This window comes from Neobacillus sp. SRL179 (genome assembly GCF_984799095.1).
The window spans coordinates 4,171,316-4,190,311 of record NZ_OZ481792.1 but is presented as its reverse complement, the minus strand read 5'-3'; the positions used below and the strand labels follow the sequence as shown (position 1 = coordinate 4,190,311).

General features: G+C 41.4%; 11 protein-coding genes. 9 read left to right on the top strand and 2 right to left on the bottom strand.

The features are described 5' to 3' along the window. Positions 1–44: 44 nt before the first annotated feature. The 6 genes from AC4E8C_RS20605 (at position 45) to AC4E8C_RS20580 (ending at position 13,330) form a co-directional block, all read left to right on the top strand. The gene (locus AC4E8C_RS20605) at positions 45–1,412 is read left to right on the top strand and encodes a PTS transporter subunit EIIC (RefSeq protein ID WP_490212621.1); all 1,368 of its coding nucleotides are present in this window, start codon (positions 45–47) and stop codon (positions 1,410–1,412) included. After that, positions 1,409–2,416, top strand: coding sequence for a MupG family TIM beta-alpha barrel fold protein (locus AC4E8C_RS20600; protein WP_490208492.1), 1,008 nt, complete (start codon positions 1,409–1,411; stop codon positions 2,414–2,416). Before AC4E8C_RS20605 ends, AC4E8C_RS20600 begins: the two co-directional genes overlap by 4 nt. Before the next feature lie 366 nt (positions 2,417–2,782). Further along, positions 2,783–6,232: a 5'-nucleotidase C-terminal domain-containing protein gene (locus AC4E8C_RS20595; RefSeq protein WP_490208491.1), complete on the top strand. Its 3,450-nt coding sequence runs from the start codon at positions 2,783–2,785 to the stop codon at positions 6,230–6,232. A gap of 93 nt (positions 6,233–6,325) precedes the next feature. Continuing rightward, positions 6,326–11,080 carry an endonuclease gene (locus AC4E8C_RS20590; protein WP_490208490.1) on the top strand — a complete coding sequence of 1,585 codons (4,755 nt, stop codon included), beginning with the start codon at positions 6,326–6,328 and terminating at the stop codon, positions 11,078–11,080. Positions 11,081–11,229: 149 nt separating this feature from the next. Beyond that, positions 11,230–11,859 (top strand): hypothetical protein, encoded by a 630-nt coding sequence (locus AC4E8C_RS20585; RefSeq protein WP_490208489.1) that lies wholly within the window; start codon positions 11,230–11,232, stop codon positions 11,857–11,859. Positions 11,860–12,058: 199 nt separating this feature from the next. After that, complete coding sequence (locus tag AC4E8C_RS20580) at positions 12,059–13,330, top strand: MFS transporter (protein WP_490208488.1); 1,272 nt, start codon at positions 12,059–12,061, stop codon at positions 13,328–13,330. 60 nt (positions 13,331–13,390) lie between these two features. On the opposite strand, the gene AC4E8C_RS20575 is transcribed toward AC4E8C_RS20580, so the two are convergent. Both AC4E8C_RS20575 and AC4E8C_RS20570 read right to left on the bottom strand, forming a co-directional pair. Further along, positions 13,391–14,689, bottom strand: a complete 1,299-nt coding sequence (locus tag AC4E8C_RS20575) for an NCS2 family permease (RefSeq protein WP_490208487.1) — start codon at positions 14,687–14,689, stop codon at positions 13,391–13,393. A gap of 262 nt (positions 14,690–14,951) precedes the next feature. Further along, positions 14,952–15,362 carry a VanZ family protein gene (locus AC4E8C_RS20570; protein WP_490208486.1) on the bottom strand — a complete coding sequence of 137 codons (411 nt, stop codon included), beginning with the start codon at positions 15,360–15,362 and terminating at the stop codon, positions 14,952–14,954. Between the two features lie 249 nt (positions 15,363–15,611). Between AC4E8C_RS20570 and galE the strand changes: the two genes are divergently transcribed. The 3 genes from galE (at position 15,612) to AC4E8C_RS20555 (ending at position 18,965) form a co-directional block, all read left to right on the top strand. Next, the gene (galE, locus tag AC4E8C_RS20565; RefSeq protein ID WP_490208485.1) at positions 15,612–16,583 is read left to right on the top strand and encodes a UDP-glucose 4-epimerase GalE; all 972 of its coding nucleotides are present in this window, start codon (positions 15,612–15,614) and stop codon (positions 16,581–16,583) included. 182 nt (positions 16,584–16,765) lie between these two features. Continuing rightward, complete coding sequence (locus tag AC4E8C_RS20560) at positions 16,766–18,061, top strand: putative bifunctional diguanylate cyclase/phosphodiesterase (protein WP_490208484.1); 1,296 nt, start codon at positions 16,766–16,768, stop codon at positions 18,059–18,061. A gap of 70 nt (positions 18,062–18,131) precedes the next feature. Next, complete coding sequence (locus AC4E8C_RS20555; protein ID WP_490208483.1) at positions 18,132–18,965, top strand: YitT family protein; 834 nt, start codon at positions 18,132–18,134, stop codon at positions 18,963–18,965. Positions 18,966–18,996: the final 31 nt, after the last annotated feature.

Sequence of the window (18,996 nt, the reverse complement as noted above, 5' to 3'; positions counted from 1 at the left end):
ATCGTTCACGTTAAAAAAGAGAATAAACAACGGAGAGAAGGGGAATTAACATGGCTGGAGATAGCAAAAGATTAGCCGAAGAAATTCTGAAACAATTAGGCGGTCCCGGAAATGTAAGCAATTACACACATTGTATGACGAGGCTTCGCGTGACACCGAAGGATGAGTCAATTGTCGACAAGGCTGCCATTAAGAAAATAGATGGGGTCATTGGATTTGTGGAAGCTGACACCTTACAAATTATCCTTGGACCTGGAAAGGTAAATACCGTAACCGATGAGTTTGGTAAGTTAGTAGATGCTGGAGGCGGCATTAATTTAAAAGAAATGGCGGCCAGCAATAAAGCCGAAATCAATAAAAAGAACGCGACTCCATTTAAGCTGTTTTTACGAAAAATCGCAAGTATCTTCATTCCATTAATCCCAGCCCTTGTGGCATCTGGTTTAATTACAGGGATTACCAAAGCGATTATCCAAGCAGGCTGGATGGCAGGCGATTCTCAGCTTGCAACGATTCTTTCTGTTATTGGCGGCGGATTATTTGGTTACCTTGGTATTTTAGTTGGTACCAATGCCGCGAAGGAGTTTGGCGGATCGCCAGCACTTGGTGCAATTGCCGGTATCTTAATCATTAACCCTGCTGTTGCAGGCATTAAATTGTTTGATACAGCATTGCTTCCTGGACGCGGCGGTTTAATCGGTGTTTTATTTGCTGCTATTTTCATTGCTTTAGTTGAAAAACGAGTTCGTCGTTATGTTCCACAATCACTTGATTTATTTATTACCCCAACGGTTGCTTTATTGATTACTGGTATTGTTACTTATGTTGTATTTATGCCGCTTGGTGGTTTTGTATCAGATGTGATTACAAAAGGTTTAACTTCATTGCTTGATATGGGTGGTGTTGTGGCTGGATTTGTCCTTGGGGCAACGTTCCTTCCACTTGTGGTAACTGGCCTGCATCAAGGCTTAACACCAATTCACCTTGAACTTATTAATACATTAGGTAATGACCCGCTTCTGCCTATCTTGGCAATGGGTGGTGCTGCACAAGTTGGTGCTGCGTTTGCGATTTACTTTAAAACAAAGAAAAAGGGCTTAAAAAGAGCGATTGGCGGGGGTCTTCCAGCAGGAATCCTTGGAATCGGAGAGCCGCTTATTTTCGGTGTTACCCTTCCATTAGGCCGTCCATTCTTAACTGCTTGTTTAGGAGCAGGTGTCGGCGGTGCTTTCCAAGCAGCTTTCCATGTAGCAACAATTGCAGTAGGCGTATCTGGTTTACCACTTGCCTTCTTAGTTGTCACAGGCCAAGTTTTACTTTATCTAGTTGGCGTATTGGTTGCTTATGCAGCAGGTTTTGCGTTTACGTATTTGTTCGGTTTCAAAGATGAGATGGCTGGTGAGTTTGATTGATCGGTATTTCCTTCTATTTAAACGATCCGTTAGCTGAGGCTCGGATTGCTTTGGCAGGAAAACAGGGGGTGAAGCGGGCTTTTACCTCGCTTCACATTCCTGAAGAATCCGGGGATTTAGCGAATCGTGCGAAAACATTGCTGCAAACAGCTAAAGAGTGTGGGATAGACGTGTATGCAGATGTATCGGCTAGAACACCAGGTCATTTAGGATTGACTAGTTTGTCTGATTTAAAATCGTTAGGGGTTATGGGACTCCGGCTGGATGACTTTTTTGACCATGATACAATTTTGAGCCTGGCAAACGAATTTAAACTTGCGCTGAATGCGAGCATTTTGTTTGAGGATGAGATCGTTGCCTTGCTTGATGGCGGGTTAAAACCTAATCAGCTGATTGCTTGGCACAATTTTTACCCTAGGCGTGAAACAGGATTATCGGAAGCATTTTTTGATAACCAAAATGAACTTTTTAAACGGCTGGGAATTCCGGTAAGTGCGTATATTCCAGGCGATGGAGAAAAACGTGCTCCACTGTTCGAGGGGCTGCCAACCTTGGAATCCCATCGCCATGTCGATCCATTTCTCGCTGCGCTGGAATTAAATCGTGCGGGTGTGGAGGATATCTATATTGGCGATCCGGAGGTAAGTGAAGAGCTGCTGACAAGATTAATAGAGTTTGACCAGCACGGGCGTGTTTCTATCCGAATCGAAGGGTTTCAAGCAGGGGAGTACCGTCTCCGTCCTGACTTTTCACGGGATGTGTTAAGATTGATGGATACAAGGAGTACTAAACCTGTTTTTCCTGACAATACCGATATCCGTTCAATGGGAACCATTACACGAGATAATGACCGGTATGGGCGATATCGGGGGGAAGTCCAAATCATGCTTAATGACTTGCCCGCAGATGACCGCGTCAATGTGGTAGGCAGAGTCGTGGAGGAAGATCTGCCACTTCTAACCCTTCTCAAACCAGGTCAAAAAATTAATTTAATTCACGTTTAACTAAACTGCCTCATCAAGTGATGGGGCAGTTTTTTGTCTGTTCTTTATGAGAAGCTTTTTGTATTTCCTATCATAAATAAACGTTAGCCATTGTGTTGAAAGTAGAAATGGTGTCAGGCACTTTTTGATAGGGAAATATTTACAATCTATAACCTTATTAAAACCAAATATTGTAAAAATTATTTAATAGTGTAAAAAGTCTGTAATATTTATAGAATTATATAGAATTGTGGGAAGATTAATTATAAACTATTAATAGTATTATATACCTAATGGAAAGAGAGGGAATACTTAGAAATACTGGAATTTCACACCTAGACTAACCTTACATTTTTTACAACTTTATGGAATTGGGGGGAAATATCTGTGAATCAAGTTTTCAATAAGTCAAAAAAGTGGCTTAGCATGGTTTTGACAGCGGTTGTGCTGTTAGCAATGGTATTGCCACTAAACGCAAGTGCACTCTCAGAGCCAGTTTCATTGGCTAAGTGGGATTTTAGTAGTGCAACAAATAAATTAGCTGTAACATCTGGAATTTCTGCAAATACTGATAAAGTGTTGTCTGCAACAGGTGCTACAATTTCGGCAACTTATGTAGGTGGCCCTACAACAGGAAGCCAAGTTCCAAATGCTACTCCTTGGACAGCAAATCCGTCATTCTGGAAAGTATCTATTTCCACAAAAGGCTATCAAAATATTACCTTATCATCCAAACAATATAGCTCAAAAACAGGACCGAGAGATTTCAAGGTTCAATATAGTTTAGATGGCACTACATGGGTGGATGTTCCAAATGCTGCCGTAACTCTGGCTGACAACTGGACCGCTGGAGTATTAACAAATGCGGCATTACCAAAAGAAGCAAATGATCAGAACCTAGTCCAGGTAAGATGGATTAAAACTTCTGAGATAGCAGCTAATGGTACTGCACTTGCATCTACAGGTACCAGCCGCATCGGCGAAATCGAATTCAAAGGCGAAGTCCTTACAGCTCAAGAACCACAGCCAGATCCTGGTGCAGTTGCCGGTCAAGGGAAACTAGTATCGGGTGATGAACCTCTAGCAAACATCACTTTCAGTCTCAAAGATACTACTACGAGTCAATGGCATGATTTCACCTCAGATGCAAACGGCGTATTTTCTCACAATCTAGCAGATGGTACCTATAAAATTGAAGGTGTCTGGGTCGCACCTAAATGGTATCCGCTTGGCAAAACCATTACGATTAAAAACGGTTTAGTCGATGGATTACATGAACTCAAAATTGATGCATTAGATCCTGCTGAAGGTACATGGAACCTAACAGGTGCAGTTAAAAATGGCACACAAGCATTGTCTAATCTTACATTTAGTGTACATACCACGGATGGTAAGTGGTATGATGCAACAACTGACAAAAACGGTAAATTCAACTTTAAACTAGCAGATGGCAGCTACCAAGTGGATGGTATTTGGGATGCTGCAGCTAAGAAATGGTTTGAGCTCAATCAAGCATTCACCATGAAGGATGGGAAACTTGTCGGGGCAGCAGAATTACAGATTAATATTGCTGGTGTATTCAATGTTACTGGAACAGTAACAAAAGGAACATCACCATTAGCAAATACTGTCTTCAGTCTTCATACAAAAACAGGGGAAGCAGTATGGTATGACGCAAAAACAGATGCAAACGGAAACTATGAATTAAAATTACCAAATGGCACTTACACAATCGAAGGAATTTGGGACAGTGCCGCAGGAAAATGGTACGAGCTTAAGAAAGACTTCACCGTTAATGGTTTATTACAATTAAACCTTGACGTGTTAAAAGATGGAACTGGCGTTGTGTCACCAAACGTTACCGGGGTAGTAAAGAAAGGAAATACAGTACTTCCGAACGTGACTTTTAGTGTTCATACGACAACTGGTGAAGAAAAATGGTATGACATCACTACAGATGCTAACGGTGTCTATAGCACAACATTACCAAACGGAAGCTACAAGCTGGAGGGTATTTGGGTCAGTGCAGAAAACCACTGGTACGTTCAGCCAAAAGAATTTACAGTGAACGGAACATTGGAATTAAACATTGATGTTTTAGCAAACCAGCCAGCTGAAAAATTCACATTGAATATCATGCATACGAATGACACGCATGCAAACATTGATAATGTGGCGAAGAAAATGACAGCCATTAAATCCGTAAGGGCAGCTAAACCAGATGCTTTATTACTTGATGCTGGAGACGTATTCTCTGGAACTTTGTATTTCAATGAGTATAAAGGTTTAGCAGACTTAGAGTTTATGGAATTAGCTGGCTACGACGCAATGACGTTTGGAAACCACGAATTTGACATGGGTACAGGCGTATTGGCTGACTTTGTTAAAGAAGCGGACTTCCCATTTGTCAGTGCGAACGTAAACTTTACAAAAGATGCAAATTTACAATCACGTTTCCATAATGACTTGACAACAGATAACCCTGTTGGCGGTGAAATTTACAACGGAATTGTAAAAGTTGTTAATGGTGAAAAGATCGGTATTTTTGGCTTAACAACTGCTGAAACTCCTACCATTTCAAGTCCGGGTGCAGGAGTAGACTTTGAAAACTATATTCAAGAAGCACAAAAATCGGTTGATTCCTTTAAAGCACAAGGTGTTAACAAAATTGTGTTACTCTCACACCTCGGTTATGATGACTCTCTAACTTGGGACAATGATTTAGAATTAGCGAAACAAGTAGAAGGTATTGACGTAATTGTTGGCGGTCATACCCATACAAAGCTTGATGCGCCTGTATTTGATAAAACTGGCGATGAGCCAACTGCCATCGTCCAAGCGAACGAATACAATAAATATCTAGGAACACTAGATGTAACATTTGATGCAGCAGGTAAAGTAATCGTTCCAGAAACTACTGGAAAACTACTTGATATTGCTACGTATGCAGATGATGAAGCTACAGCTCAAATCTTAAACACAAAATATAAGCCTGCTATTGATGCGAAGAAGAATACAGTCGTTGGTACTGCAGCTGTTCCATTAGTAGGCGGAAATCCACCAGCACGTGTTGGTGAAACCAACCTTGGTAACTTTGTGGCTGATGGAATGCTGGCAAAAGCAAAAACAATTAACGCTGACACACTAATTGCTTTCCAAAACGGCGGCGGTGTTCGTGTAACGCTACCTGCTGGAAATATTACCTTAGCAGATGTATTTAAAGTATTGCCATTTGGGAATGCACTAGGAATCATGGACTTAAAAGGTGATGAAATTAAATCGGCCCTAGAATACAGTGTAAAAGATGCTCCAGCTGCATTCGGAGGATTCTTACAAGTATCTGGTTTGAAATTCACTTATGACAGTTCAAAACCAGTTGGCTCAAAAGTTCAAACGATTGAAGTAAAAGGAAAAGATGGCAGTTACACTGCATTAGACCTTACGAAGAATTATTATGTTGCTACAAATATCTTTACAGCTAAAGGCGGCGACGGCTTCACGATGTTTGCGAAAGCTTACGCAGAAGGCCGTGTGAGTGAACCAGGATTTGTGGATTGGGAAATGTTCAATGACTATATTGCAGCACAACCAAATAAAACTGTTAATCCTCAAGTCGAAGGACGGATCATTAACGTTGCGCCACAAACTGTTCCAGCTGCATCATTCAGCGGAACGGCAAGTGCTCCAAAGGTCTATTTTGGAAATGTAGTCGTTGATGTTACAGGTGTTGCAAAACTTGAGTATGCAACAGTAAAAGGTAATCTTACTTTAAAAGGCAACACCGGTGTTGAGCTTTCAAACGTAACAGTTGAAGGTGACACCAATTTTGAAGATTAATTAAAAGGGTCGATTCCTCCAGCAATTTTACTGGGGGAATCGATTTCTAAATCCAAGCTCCAAATATTTACCCACTTCAGGAGGTGCAAGTATTTGTCTAGGAAAAATAAAAAACGATTGAATATTTTGCTTGCTGCTATTATGCTCGTAAGTTTGGTCATCCCAAATTTCTATGTGAATAGGGCAATCGCAGCAACAAAAGCCACGGATTTGTTTATTTCTGAATATATTGAAGGAACAAGCTTCAACAAAGCACTTGAGCTTTATAATGGTACAGGTGCTCCAGTTAAATTAAGTGAATACTCACTTGAACATTATAGTAACGGGGCATCAACTACCACATTTAAAATGTCTCTATCAAGTGATCCTCAAGCGACTCTAGCAGACGGTAAGACATTTGTCATTTCACGCAGTGATGCTGATGCCGCTATCGTGGCTAAAACAGACTTATTAGATGCAAATAAATCTGTCATTAACTGGAATGGTGATGACGCCGTTGTGTTAAAACATAATGGAACCATCATTGATGTAATTGGTCAAGTGGGTGTCGACCCGGGTACAGCATGGGGAACCACTGTTAAAACTATGGACCAGACAATTGTACGAAAAAGCTCCATTACAACTGGCGACAACAATCCCAATGATGCATTTGATCCAGCAGTCGAATGGGATAGCTTGGGACTAAATAATTTTACAAATCTCGGTACCCACACCATGAACGGTGGAACGACACCAGTAGAAACAAAAGCAGCTAACGTAACAGCGTCCCCTGCAGCAGGTGCTGTAGCAGCTGGAACAGCAGTTACACTAGCAACTGCAACAGCAGAGGCTAAAATTCACTACACAACTGATGGCACAGAACCAATCGCAACAAGCACAGAATATTCCTCACCAATTGTTATCAATGCAGATACAACCATCAAGGCCATTGCCGTAAAAGCTGGCTTAGAAAACAGTGATGTCACAGCTTTTGCTTATTCCGTTTTACAAGCCAACACGATTGCGGCAGTAAGAGCGATGGCCTTACAATCCAATGTTCAAACAAGCGGCGTGGTTACAGCAGTATTAGGAAGAGCCATCTACTTCCAAGATGCCACAGCCGGTATTGTTGCCTACACACCTACTGACAGCACAACCATTCAACCAGGCGATCAAATAACCGTTTCAGGTAAATTAACCGAATACTCCACCTTACTTGAAATTGAAGCAAATCATGAAAATATTGTTGCTACAGGTAAAGGGGCAGTTCCAGCCGCTGAACTTTTGAAGGCAGCTGATCTGCAGGAAAGCAAAGAAGCCAAACTAGTAAAGGTTAGAAATGTGACAGTTGGTGCTTTCTCAGGGGGCAACTATACGGCAACAGATGCTGATGGGACAAGCTTCCAAATTCGTCCGCCAAGCTCCACCATGCTGACAACTGGAACAACTTATGAAGAAATTACCGGAGTACTAAGCGCATTCAACGGAGTTTATCAACTAATTCCGCGTAATGAAGGCGATATTATTCAAGATTCGAGCATTGTACAAGCTGTGGTAGCTGCTCCAGGAGCTGGCATGGTGAATGCAGGTACCCCTGTTTCTTTAACAACAGGTACAGCGGGTGCGACGATTCATTATACTGTGGATGGCAGTGTACCTACGACGGCCAGCCCTGTCTATTCGCAGCCAATTGTTATTAATAAAGCTACAACGATTAAAGCAGTTGCTGTAAAAGCAGGCATGACGAATAGTCCAGTGGCGACATTCGATTATGTCATCCAAGACGGTGCTGTTCATATTTATGATATTCAAGGCAAAACGCACAACTCCATCTTTACTGGTAAAACGGTAACCGATGTAGAGGGTGTTGTTACGTATATCGATGGAACAAGCCGTTTCTTTATCCAAGACCTTCAAGGCGATGGAGACCCTTCTACTTCAGATGGTATCTTAGTATTTAAATCCAGCCATGGTGTTGCGATTGGTGACCGTGTGAAAGTAACTGGTAAGGTTTCTGAATATTATGGTGAAGGTTATGCTGAGAAAGCTGACACTGACTTAACGATTACGGAGCTCGAAGCAACCACCATAACGAAAAATGGTACGGCTCCACTGCCCGCTCCAATAAAGCTTGGTGTGGACAGAGTTGCACCACAAGAGATCATTGATAATGATCAATTTGCTACCTTCGACCCCCAAGAAGATGCAATTGACTTCTGGGAAAGTCTTGAAGGCATGTATGTTCAAGTCGATGACGGAAAAGTGATTGCGCTGCAAAAGGATGGTTTAGTCTGGGTTGTGCCAAAAAATTATCCAACGAATGTGAATCCTGGCGGGTTAAGGATTACGGCGACTGATACGAATCCGGACCGAATCGCTGTTGATGTACGAAATGGTTCGACTGCCAACAAATCCTACCGTGCAAAAATGGGTGATTATTTTACCGGAGCGATTAAAGGTGTTGTGAACTATGGCTACAGTAACTTTAAAGTAATGACACAAGAACCAACACTGCCAAAACTAACAGAAACACCAATAGTCCGCCCAGCTACAAAGATTACACCTGCTGTGGATAAGTTAACCATTGGAACGTATAATGTTGAGAACTTCTCAACAACAACACCGGATGATAAAGTTTCAAAGATTGCTGATGCAATTGTCAACAAGATGAAAAATCCAGACATTATTGGATTAAATGAAATTCAAGATAACAACGGTGAAACCGATAATGGTACTGTTGATGGGACACAAAGTGCTCAAAAAATTATTGATAAGATTAAAACACTAGGTGGACCAACTTATCAATATACCGAAGTGGCACCAATTAATAATCAAGATGGAGGCGCACCAGGCGGTAACATTCGTGTAGCGTTCCTTTACAATAAAGATCGTGTATCCTTAACAGCAGGAGCACCAAAAGGAAACTCAACACAAGAAGTAGGCTTTGAAAATGGCAAACTTACCTTAAACCCTGGCCGCATCGATCCAACTAATGCTGCATTTTCATCAAGCCGTAAGCCTTTAGCTGCACAGTTTGATTTCCAAGGTCAAAGTGTCATCGTTGTAGCCAACCACTTTAACTCAAAAGGCGGAGATCAACCATTATTCGGAAAAACGCAGCCGCCTGTTTTAAGCAGTGAAATTCAACGTCATAAGATTGCAGCGATTGTTAATAACTTTGTGAAACAAGTAAAAGCAAAAGACGCAAATGCCAATGTCGTGTTACTTGGCGATTTCAACGATTTTGAATTTACAAAAACATTAGAAATCGCAAAAGGGAAAGAATTAACCAACATGGTTGATTTCGTACCTGAAAATGAGCGTTATAATTATTCGTATCAAGGTAACGCCCAAGAATTAGATCAGATTCTGGTGACCAACAATATGGTGCCGAATACATCGGTTGATATTTTACACATCAACTCTGGCTTTATGGAAGTCCATGGCCGGGCAAGTGACCATGACCCAGTCATTATCCAAACACAATTAAAGGCAGCAGCCGGTGGAGAAATTTTACCGCCTGTCCCGGCACCTGAAAATACAAAAGTTTACAACCTAAACGGATTCAAAACGAAGAAATTAACTGTAAACAATGCAGCTGCTGATATTACGCTTGATGCTGCTTCTGTAATCACTGAAGGGATTGTAGTAAAAAGTTCTTACGCTAAGCTAAAAGGCGAAGGATTAAAGAATACTATTATTACTCTTAGCCCAATAGCTTCGGGAGCAGTTATTGATTTTGGCGGTGTGACAGTGAAGGAAGTAATCATTGATAACGCCAATATCAGTCAAATTAGAGGTATCGAAAAGGTTCAAAAATGGACAGTAAAAGACGGAGTCGATCCATCTGCCATCAAATTCACGAACGTGGATGGCCTTGTACTTCCATCACCAGTCACAGCACCTAAGGTGAATCAGGCACCTGTTGTCGCGATACCACAGCAAAATGTTTCAACAACAGTCGGTACACCTATTTCCGTTAATTTAAGTGGTCTTTTTGTAGACCCAGACGGTGATGCTTTAACGTACACAGCAACAGTAGGAACAGTTCAGGGCACAACCCTTTCTATTCCTACCCCATTAGAAAGTACGTTCACGGTAACGGTAACAGCAAGTGACGGTGAGAAAATGGTCAGCACTTCCTTTATCGTAACCGTTACAGCGGCACCAGCTAATAATGTGGAAGCTTATTACCAAGCTGCTGCAGGAAAAACGGGTGCAGCTCTAAAACTAGCGTTACACAATATCATTAAATCTCAATCAAAGTTAACGTATGCCCAAGTAACTGAAGCATTGAAAAAGACCGATGAGGATCCGAATAATTCTAACAATGTAATCCTGCTTTACACAGGACGTTCTCAAGCAAAAACAACCTTTGGATCAGGAGTAAATGACTGGAATCGTGAGCATGTATGGGCAAAGTCACACGGTGACTTTGGAACAAGCGTTGGTCCTGGAACAGATATCCATCATTTACGTCCAACCGATGCCTCCGTAAACAGCACACGCGGCCATTTGGACTTTGATAACGGTGGAAAATCTCAAGGTGAATGTGCAGATTGTTACTATGACGGTGATTCATTTGAGCCGCCAAATCGTGTCAAAGGCGATATCGCTAGAATGCTCATGTATATGGATGTTCGTTATGAAGGTGATGGCGGCGAGCTCAACCTTGAGTTAGCGGATAAAGTCAATACCTATCCAACACCATTCCATGGCAAAAAATCCGTCTTGCTTCAGTGGAGCAAAATGGACCCGCCAGATGCATTTGAAAAGCACAGAAATGACGTCATTCAATCGATCCAAGGAAACCGCAATCCATTCATCGACCACCCAGAATGGGCAGACTCGATTTGGCCTGCGAGCTAATTCTAAAATAATAAGAAGCACCTGTATTCTACTTTGTACAGGTGCTTTTCATTTGAAATGGTAGACGGATATTCTAAGAGACTGTTGATGTAAGAATGTTCAAAGTTTATAATCTAGTTAGATATAATATGTTAATAGGGGGAACTAGAGTGCAGCGTCGTTATAGCAAAGTTATATTCGTTTTTATGTTATCTTTTGCATTAATTAGTTTAAGCGGCTGTTTTGGAAAAGATCAGGATCCATCTGCAGGTGACAAAAAGGCCGTTGCAACCGAGGGCACTAATAAACAATCTAAAAAGAATGCAGATACTAAAAAAGAGGACAAGACAAATCAGAGTACGGAGCAAGATAAAACAGCAACAAAAAGCGCTGCAACAGATAAAACATCGACGAAAAGCGCTGTAACGGATAAAGGTTCCCAAAGTACTACTACTGCCGAGAGTCAGTCGTCGCAAACTGTTAATAAGGCAGACACACCATCCACCCAAAATGCGAAAACTGGAGAGAAATCGACACCTAGCACCAATCCTGGGAAAACAGCTGCACCAAGCACCAATCCTGCTAAGGTAGAAAATGTGGGAGAAAAAGAGATTACGGACTTTGTCTTAAAAAATACGCGGATTGTACAAATTTCAAATATAAGTAAACGCACCAATGAAAAACACCCAGATTTAGGACCGTTTTTTGTGGTCAGAGGGATTGACTTAAGAGGTGAGGTAAGCGAAGCCTGGGTTAAAGATATGAAAATTTTTGAAATGGTAACACAACCAAATAATTAATATATAAATGAAACGATATAACTTAAAATTATATCGTTTTTTTTTATCTCTATACGTTATATATGATATTGTAGTGATATTTTTGATGTGGTTTTTATTTTTCAAATGAAAACGTCTCCACAATTCAGATCGTCCTAACTTTATTTCATTTTAGAGTATAATAGTAGAATGGAAATAAGCGTAGCAGGAGTCGATATTTTTGAAAAAACAAGATAGCAGGTATAGATGGGTTGTTTTTGCAGCGGTTTTAGTTACATATTTATTAATCGTGAGTCAGCGAACAGCACCGGGATTAATTTCCGATCAACTGATGAAAGATTTTGGGCTTACTGCCGCGACAATCGGAATGCTGACGAGTGTTCAGTTTTTGGCCTATGCAGGGTTGCAGATTCCCGTTGGCATTTTATCAGATCGTTTTGGCCCCAATCATTTCTTGGTTTTGGGGGCACTTTTTAATGGGGTGGGTACGGTCATTTATAGCTTGGCGCCGAATGAATCCTTCCTTCTCTTAGCAAGATTACTAGTAGGGGTCGGCGATGCGACCATCTGGGTCAATTTAGTCCTTATTTTAAGCCAATGGTTTAAAGTAAGAGAATTCATGGGACTACTTGGCATGGCAGGAATGTCGGGAAGCCTGGGGTTCCTGTTGGCGACGGTGCCATTTTCTGCTTGGATTTCACTGTCAGGCTGGAGAGAACCTTTCTTTGTAATAGGTATTTTATTATGTCTGTGCTCTGTTCTTCTCTACTATGTACTTGAAAGAAAACCGAAGCAATTATTTAAAAATAATCAGACAAGTCTTGTTAAGCAAAAGGAAAAGAGAGAAAAGACCATCGTTGTTTTGCGAAGGGTGTTCTCTAGCCGCCAAGCATGGGCAACGTTTTTTTGCCATTTCGGTGTGGTCGGTACGTATGTAGGTTTTATTGGTTCATGGTCTGTTCCCTATGGAATGCATGTGTATGGAATGACACGATCGGGTGCTAGTCAGCTCATTATGATTGGCCTGATGGGAGCGTTAGTTGGGTCGCCGCTGATCAGTTGGATGTCCAATCGAGTGAAATCGATTAAACGCTTTTTTATTATTATTCATTTGTTTGTTTTTTTAAGCTGGACAGGGTTTCTTTTCTTTAGCGGAAAGCCTCCTTACTTTATGCTTGTTATGATCTTTTTATTAATTGGTGCCGGAAATGGTGCTGCCTCATTAACCTTTGCCGTAATCCGCCAGTCTTTTGATATGAAAGAAGTTGGGGTCGTGTCGGGTTTTGCCAATACAGGGGGATTTTTAAGTGCAGTCCTTCTGCCAAGCGTGTTTGGCAGGGTGTTAGATCACTTTCATACAGCATCTGCGAGTGTCGGCTATCTGTATGGATTCATGATTCCTGTCTTATTTACGCTGTTGGGGTTGATGGGCGGAATCATGATTAAGGAAAAGCGTCAGGAAGAAAAGCAGAGAAGTGAATTGCCAGTATAAATGGAAAAGACATTAATAGGACCCTTTCGCTGTGGAGCGGAAGGGTCCTTTTGATTTAGCTTAATGTTGTAGAAAAGCGAGTTGTATAAAGAATAAAACAGCAAAGATATACAGCAAGGGATGGATTTCACGCCATTTCCCTTTTGTTATTTTTAAAAGCGGATAGCTGATGAAGCCGAGGGCAATTCCTGTTGATATGCTCGAAGTGAGCGGCATACTTAGGACAGTTAGGAATGCAGGGAAGGCCTCATCCAGTTCATTCCAATGGATTTTGGCGATACTGCCCATCATCAAGCTGCCCACAATTATCAACGCAGGTGCTGTAATTGCTGCAATCCCGGAAACGGCACTCACAAGTGGTCCAAAAAAGGCTGAGATGAGAAATAAAGCGCCAACAGTCAGGGAGGTTAGGCCTGTCCGGCCACCAACAGCGACTCCTGATGTTGATTCTATGAAAGCTGTCGTGGGGCTTGTCCCAAACATGGAGCCGACCACTGTCGCAAGTGAATCGGATAGTAAGGCCTGGCGCGCTCGGGGCAATTTATCACCCTTCATTAATCCTGCTTGATTGGCCACCCCAATCATGGTGCCAGTGGTGTCAAAAATGGTGACAAGGATAAAAGAAAATACAACCGCATAAAGACTGTGCTGCACCACCTCAGACAATGCTGTGATGGGATTGGCAATGAGAAGTCCCTCTGGAAGGGAAGGCAAGGCCATTACACCTTTATCAAAAGATAGTTGATTGGTAAAATAGGCAACGATTCCGGTTATAATCATGCCAAAAAATAAAGCTCCATTGACTCTAAGTGCCATTAAGATCAGTGTTACCGCCAACCCAATGATAGCTAAAACGGCTTCAGGGGAATGCAGGTCTCCTAATCCGACAAGATTAGTAGGGTGGGCAGTAATAATTTTGGTTTGACGCAGACCAATAAAAGCAATAAATAAACCAATCCCAGCGGTGATCCCGTGTTTTAGGTTGTCGGGAATGGCTTCAATTAATTTTTCTCTAAAAGGGGTTAATGATAAGATAACGAAAATAATCCCTGCAATAAAAACTGCAGCAAAGGCAGTTTGGTAGGAAATGCCATGGCCGCCGACGACAGAATAGGCAAAGTAGGCGTTTAACCCCATTCCTGGTGCAATGGCGATGGGATAGTTGGCAAACAGCGCCATCCAAAGGGTACCCACCAAAGCAGCAATAATGGTGGCAGAAAATACTTGTTCAAAGGGAACGCCGGCATCCGCAAGTATGACAGGGTTGACGACGACAATATAGACCATGGTAAAAAAGGTCGTGATTCCTGCCAGAACTTCCGTTTTGGTATTCGTTTGATTTTCTTTGAGTTTAAACATAAAATTTCCTCCAAAACACGAACATTTTTTAAAAGACTTTTCTATAATATTCGTTTTTAAGTAATGTTTCAATAGATAATTTTATTTTTCCCCTTTTTGTCACTTTCTACGCTATCCTTGATTGGCGTACAAATGAGGACCATAATGGTTCTGGAAAACGAGAAAAAGTCCTTCATGAAGGTGATGAAAGACTATAATAATGAAGGAAAATGATGTGTGAAAGGTATCAGGCGGATAAAAACAATCGCTTGCAAAAACTGGATTATAAAGACTTTTCCTGCTTGCGGACAATAATGAGACTGCCCACGCCGGCTAAAAGAATGCCGATTGTATCGATCCCGATATCAAATAATCTGCCATCACGTGTGAAAAATAACTGCAGAAGCTCGGTTAGGGCGGCATAAGAAATGGCGATGATTAGGGTTGATAGCTTAGAGTGAAACCTTGCCTGCAGCAGAATGGTGAGAATAAAAAAGGCGCTAAGATGGCCAAGTTTCTGCAGCAAAAAATGTGGGCTAAGTTCAGCAGGCAAGGGTGAAAATAACTTTGAGGGATCCGGCTGTCCATCCCACTGAAATTGGATCATACCCGATTCCATCAAACTAGTAAAATCAGCTGTACAGGTAAAAATAAAGATTGCTCCAGCCCAAAGTATAATCAATAATACTCTCATAATTATGGTCCCCTCCTAGTTATCATTCTGAGCGAATCTTGGTTGTTTTAAACCCCCTTTCAAGAGGGTTTTAAGGACAAGGAGGCAGCATTCTATACTAAAGCTAGGATATTTAAACTATTGAGTGATTGCTTATATTTTATAAATCTAGTTAGGCATTAATTGGTAAACATCTTTGATAGGCTGTTTTTTTTTCAATAGTGTTATAATAGGAAAGGTTTATGAAATTCTAGCTAAGGGGAGAGGAATATGATTCTTGTCGTTGGCGGAGCTGGTTACATTGGTAGTCATCTCGTTAGGGAATTAGTAGAAAAAGAAGAAGTTGTCGTGCTAGATAACCTGTCCACGGGACATCGTGATGCTGTTGACAGCCGGGCTATTTTTGTACAAGGGGATCTTGGGAATATAGACGATTTAATAATGGTCTTTAGAAGTTATCCGATCAAAGCAGTCATGCATTTTGCTGCATTCAGTTTGGTTGGAGAGTCCGTTGTTGACCCTTTGAAATATTACTATAATAATGTTTCTTCTACCGTAAACTTATTAAAAGTGATGATGAAATTTAAGGTGAAGAACTTTATTTTCTCCTCTACTGCCGCTACATATGGAATTCCTAATGTGGAAATGATAGATGAAACGAGCGCCACCACACCGATTAACCCTTATGGCCGCTCAAAATTGATGGTGGAACAAATTTTGGCTGATACAGCAAAATCCGATGGGTTAAAATATGTGGTACTTCGCTACTTTAATGCGGCTGGTGCCCATGAATCTGCTGTGATTGGCGAAAGTCATGATCCAGAAACTCATTTAATTCCAATCGTTCTCCAGCAGCTGCTAGGGCAGCGCAAAAAGGTGGCCATCTTTGGTTCTGATTATGAAACTGCTGATGGGACTTGCATTCGCGACTATATCCATGTTACAGACTTAGCTCATGCCCATATCTTAGCACTTGAGGCTTTGTTAACAGGAAAGAAAACAGCAGAGACTTATAATCTTGGCAATGGGCGTGGATACTCGGTAAAGGAAGTCATTGAAACCTGTGAAAAAGTAACCGGTTTAAAGGCAAATGTAGAAATGGCAGACCGCCGTGCAGGTGACCCGGCAAGGCTTGTAGCGTCTTCAAACAAGATATATTCCGAATTAGGCTGGAAAGCGGAGTGCGAGTTAGAGAAAATAATCGCAGATGCCTGGCAATGGCATCAGCATCAAAAATATTAATACTGATAAGATGCAATGCCTCCATCATAGGGCATTGCTTCTTTTTTTGTCGTGAGGATTGCGGATATTCAGGGCGTCTTTTACCGCTTTGATGCAAGTATAATGATGATTGATGGTTTAAGTGGTTTGGGTTACACTTAAAAAGTCAAAACAGTTTGTTTTAATTGATGAGGTGGGCATGTATGGAAGTGTTGGATAATGGGGAAAAAAGCGAAACATCAACGATAGAAATCCTCAATGAACGCCTTAATTTAACCTTAGCTTTTAGTAAGAGATATCATATGTCAGCAGCAGTTTGTTACTTGAGGACACAGTTTCCATTGGACTTAGTCAAACAAAAGGGTCCTGAGATAGAGACTGTGCTGGTTAGAAAAATTGTGACGAGGCTAAAAAGAGCTATTAGGGATATCGATACTGTCATACAGGTAAATCATAGTGACTTTGTGATCGTCATCGCTGATATTACCGAACATGATTGCCGTGTGATTTGTGAGCGGATTTTGGGATCCATTGCAGAAGAGTATACCGTAAACTTTTACAATGTGGCGATTAGCAGCAATATGGGAATTTGTATGTACCCTTATGGAGCGGAGGAGTCACAAAAGTTAATCAACCTTGCAAAAGTACAAATGTATGAAGCCGAAAGGGACCGCGACAATCGGTATTTATTTTATACAGGGGACTTAAATCAAAGTGCTTACCGAAGAATGTTGATAGAGAACGATCTTCCCTATGCGCTCAAGAAAGGGCAGTTATATATTCAGCACCAGCCGCAATTTCATTTGGAAAAAAGAGAAATCGTCGGCAGTGAAGCTTTAATCCGCTGGAGTCATCCGAGTTTAGGGGAGATTGCCCCGGGAGAATTTATTAACCACGCAGAGGCCGCCGGCGTTATTAATAGCTTGTTTTTTTGGACATTTGAAGAGGTTTGTAAGAATATGGTAAGCAGGCGAGATCTGCAAAAGAAATACTCGATTAATATTTCCGTTAATCAGCTCTTACTTGACCAACTAGTAGACGAAGTGACCAATATTCTTTCGCACTACTCTGTGTCAGCCGCCCAAATTACGTTGGAAATTACCGAGAACATTGAGATTTACACAGGGAAGAAAGTATATGAGCAGCTGCGGGCATTAAAAGAATTAGGCTTTACGATTGCTCTAGACGACTTTGGAAATGGTTATTTCTCATTTACTGACTTTTTAAAGCTGCCAATCGATTATCTTAAACTTGACCGTAATTTTGTGTCTAGTTTAATGAAAAACAAGAGCCATGTGAGTGTTATTGAACCGATTATTCAAATGGCCCATAACTTGGGTTTACAGGTGATCATTGAAGGAATCGAAGACGAGGCGCAATTCATGGAATGGGCAAATTTAAATTGTGATATTATTCAGGGCTATTTTGTTGGTAAACCGATATCCTTCGAAGAGTATACACAGTCCATAGCAGATATTGAACAAAGACTCGGCTGCTGAATAAACTGATAACATGTTGTTCTTTAGAGATGATTACATATAGTGTTTTTTTTAAGGAGTATTTTAGTCAATGAACAAAACATGCAAAGACCTTTTAAATATTCTGATCGGTGCCCTTATATTTGCGGTTGGTGTAAATTATTTTACGATACCCAATCACCTGTCGGAAGGCGGGATTTTAGGGATCACGATTATTACTTATTATTTATTTCATTGGTCACCCGGGATTGTTAACTTTGTATTAAATGCAGCACTCCTAGCGGTGGGTTTTAAATTTTTTGAAAAAAGAACGTTTGTGTATACATTAGTATCCATTGCAGCCAGTTCAGGGTTTTTATTTATCACAGAGGATTTGGGCAGGCAACTCACCAATGATACACTATTAGCCTCTCTGTTTGCAGGATTGCTGGTTGGGGCCGGATTGGGAATGATTTTCCGCGCTGGTGGAACATCGGGAGGCTCAACGATTCTCGCCCGGCTGGCGAATCAATTGCTGGGCTGGAGCATTGGAAAAGCGATGCTGATCATTGATATTGTCGTCGTCGTAGGCTCTGTTCCGATCATTGGTTTGGAAAAAGCGATGTATACGTTACTAATCGTCTATGTCGGGGCAAAAGCGATTGATTTCATTGTTGAAGGGTTGGATGAGAGGGTAGCCGTAATAATTATCTCTAATTCTCCTGTACTAGTATTGGACAATATTACCAAAAAGATGTCGCGGGGCTTAACCATTCTAGATGGACGCGGCGGTTACACGGGGGCCAATAAAGAAGTGCTCTATATTGTCATTAATAAACAAGAAATCGTCCAGTTGAAAACAGTCATTCACGAGATCGATGATCATGCCTATGTCACCGTCCATAACGTCCACGAAATGATGGGGAAGGGATACAAGGCAGTATAGACCGTGGTGTCAGGCACCATTACCACTTCTT

Coding starts and splice junctions, on each gene's coding strand:
- AC4E8C_RS20570 (WP_490208486.1), bottom strand. CDS start 15,362: ATGAGAGTATTATTGATTATACTTTGGGCTGGAGCAATCTTTATTTTT.
- AC4E8C_RS20575 (WP_490208487.1), bottom strand. CDS start 14,689: ATGTTTAAACTCAAAGAAAATCAAACGAATACCAAAACGGAAGTTCTG.
- AC4E8C_RS20555 (WP_490208483.1), top strand. CDS start 18,132: ATGAACAAAACATGCAAAGACCTTTTAAATATTCTGATCGGTGCCCTT.
- AC4E8C_RS20560 (WP_490208484.1), top strand. CDS start 16,766: ATGGAAGTGTTGGATAATGGGGAAAAAAGCGAAACATCAACGATAGAA.
- galE (WP_490208485.1), top strand. CDS start 15,612: ATGATTCTTGTCGTTGGCGGAGCTGGTTACATTGGTAGTCATCTCGTT.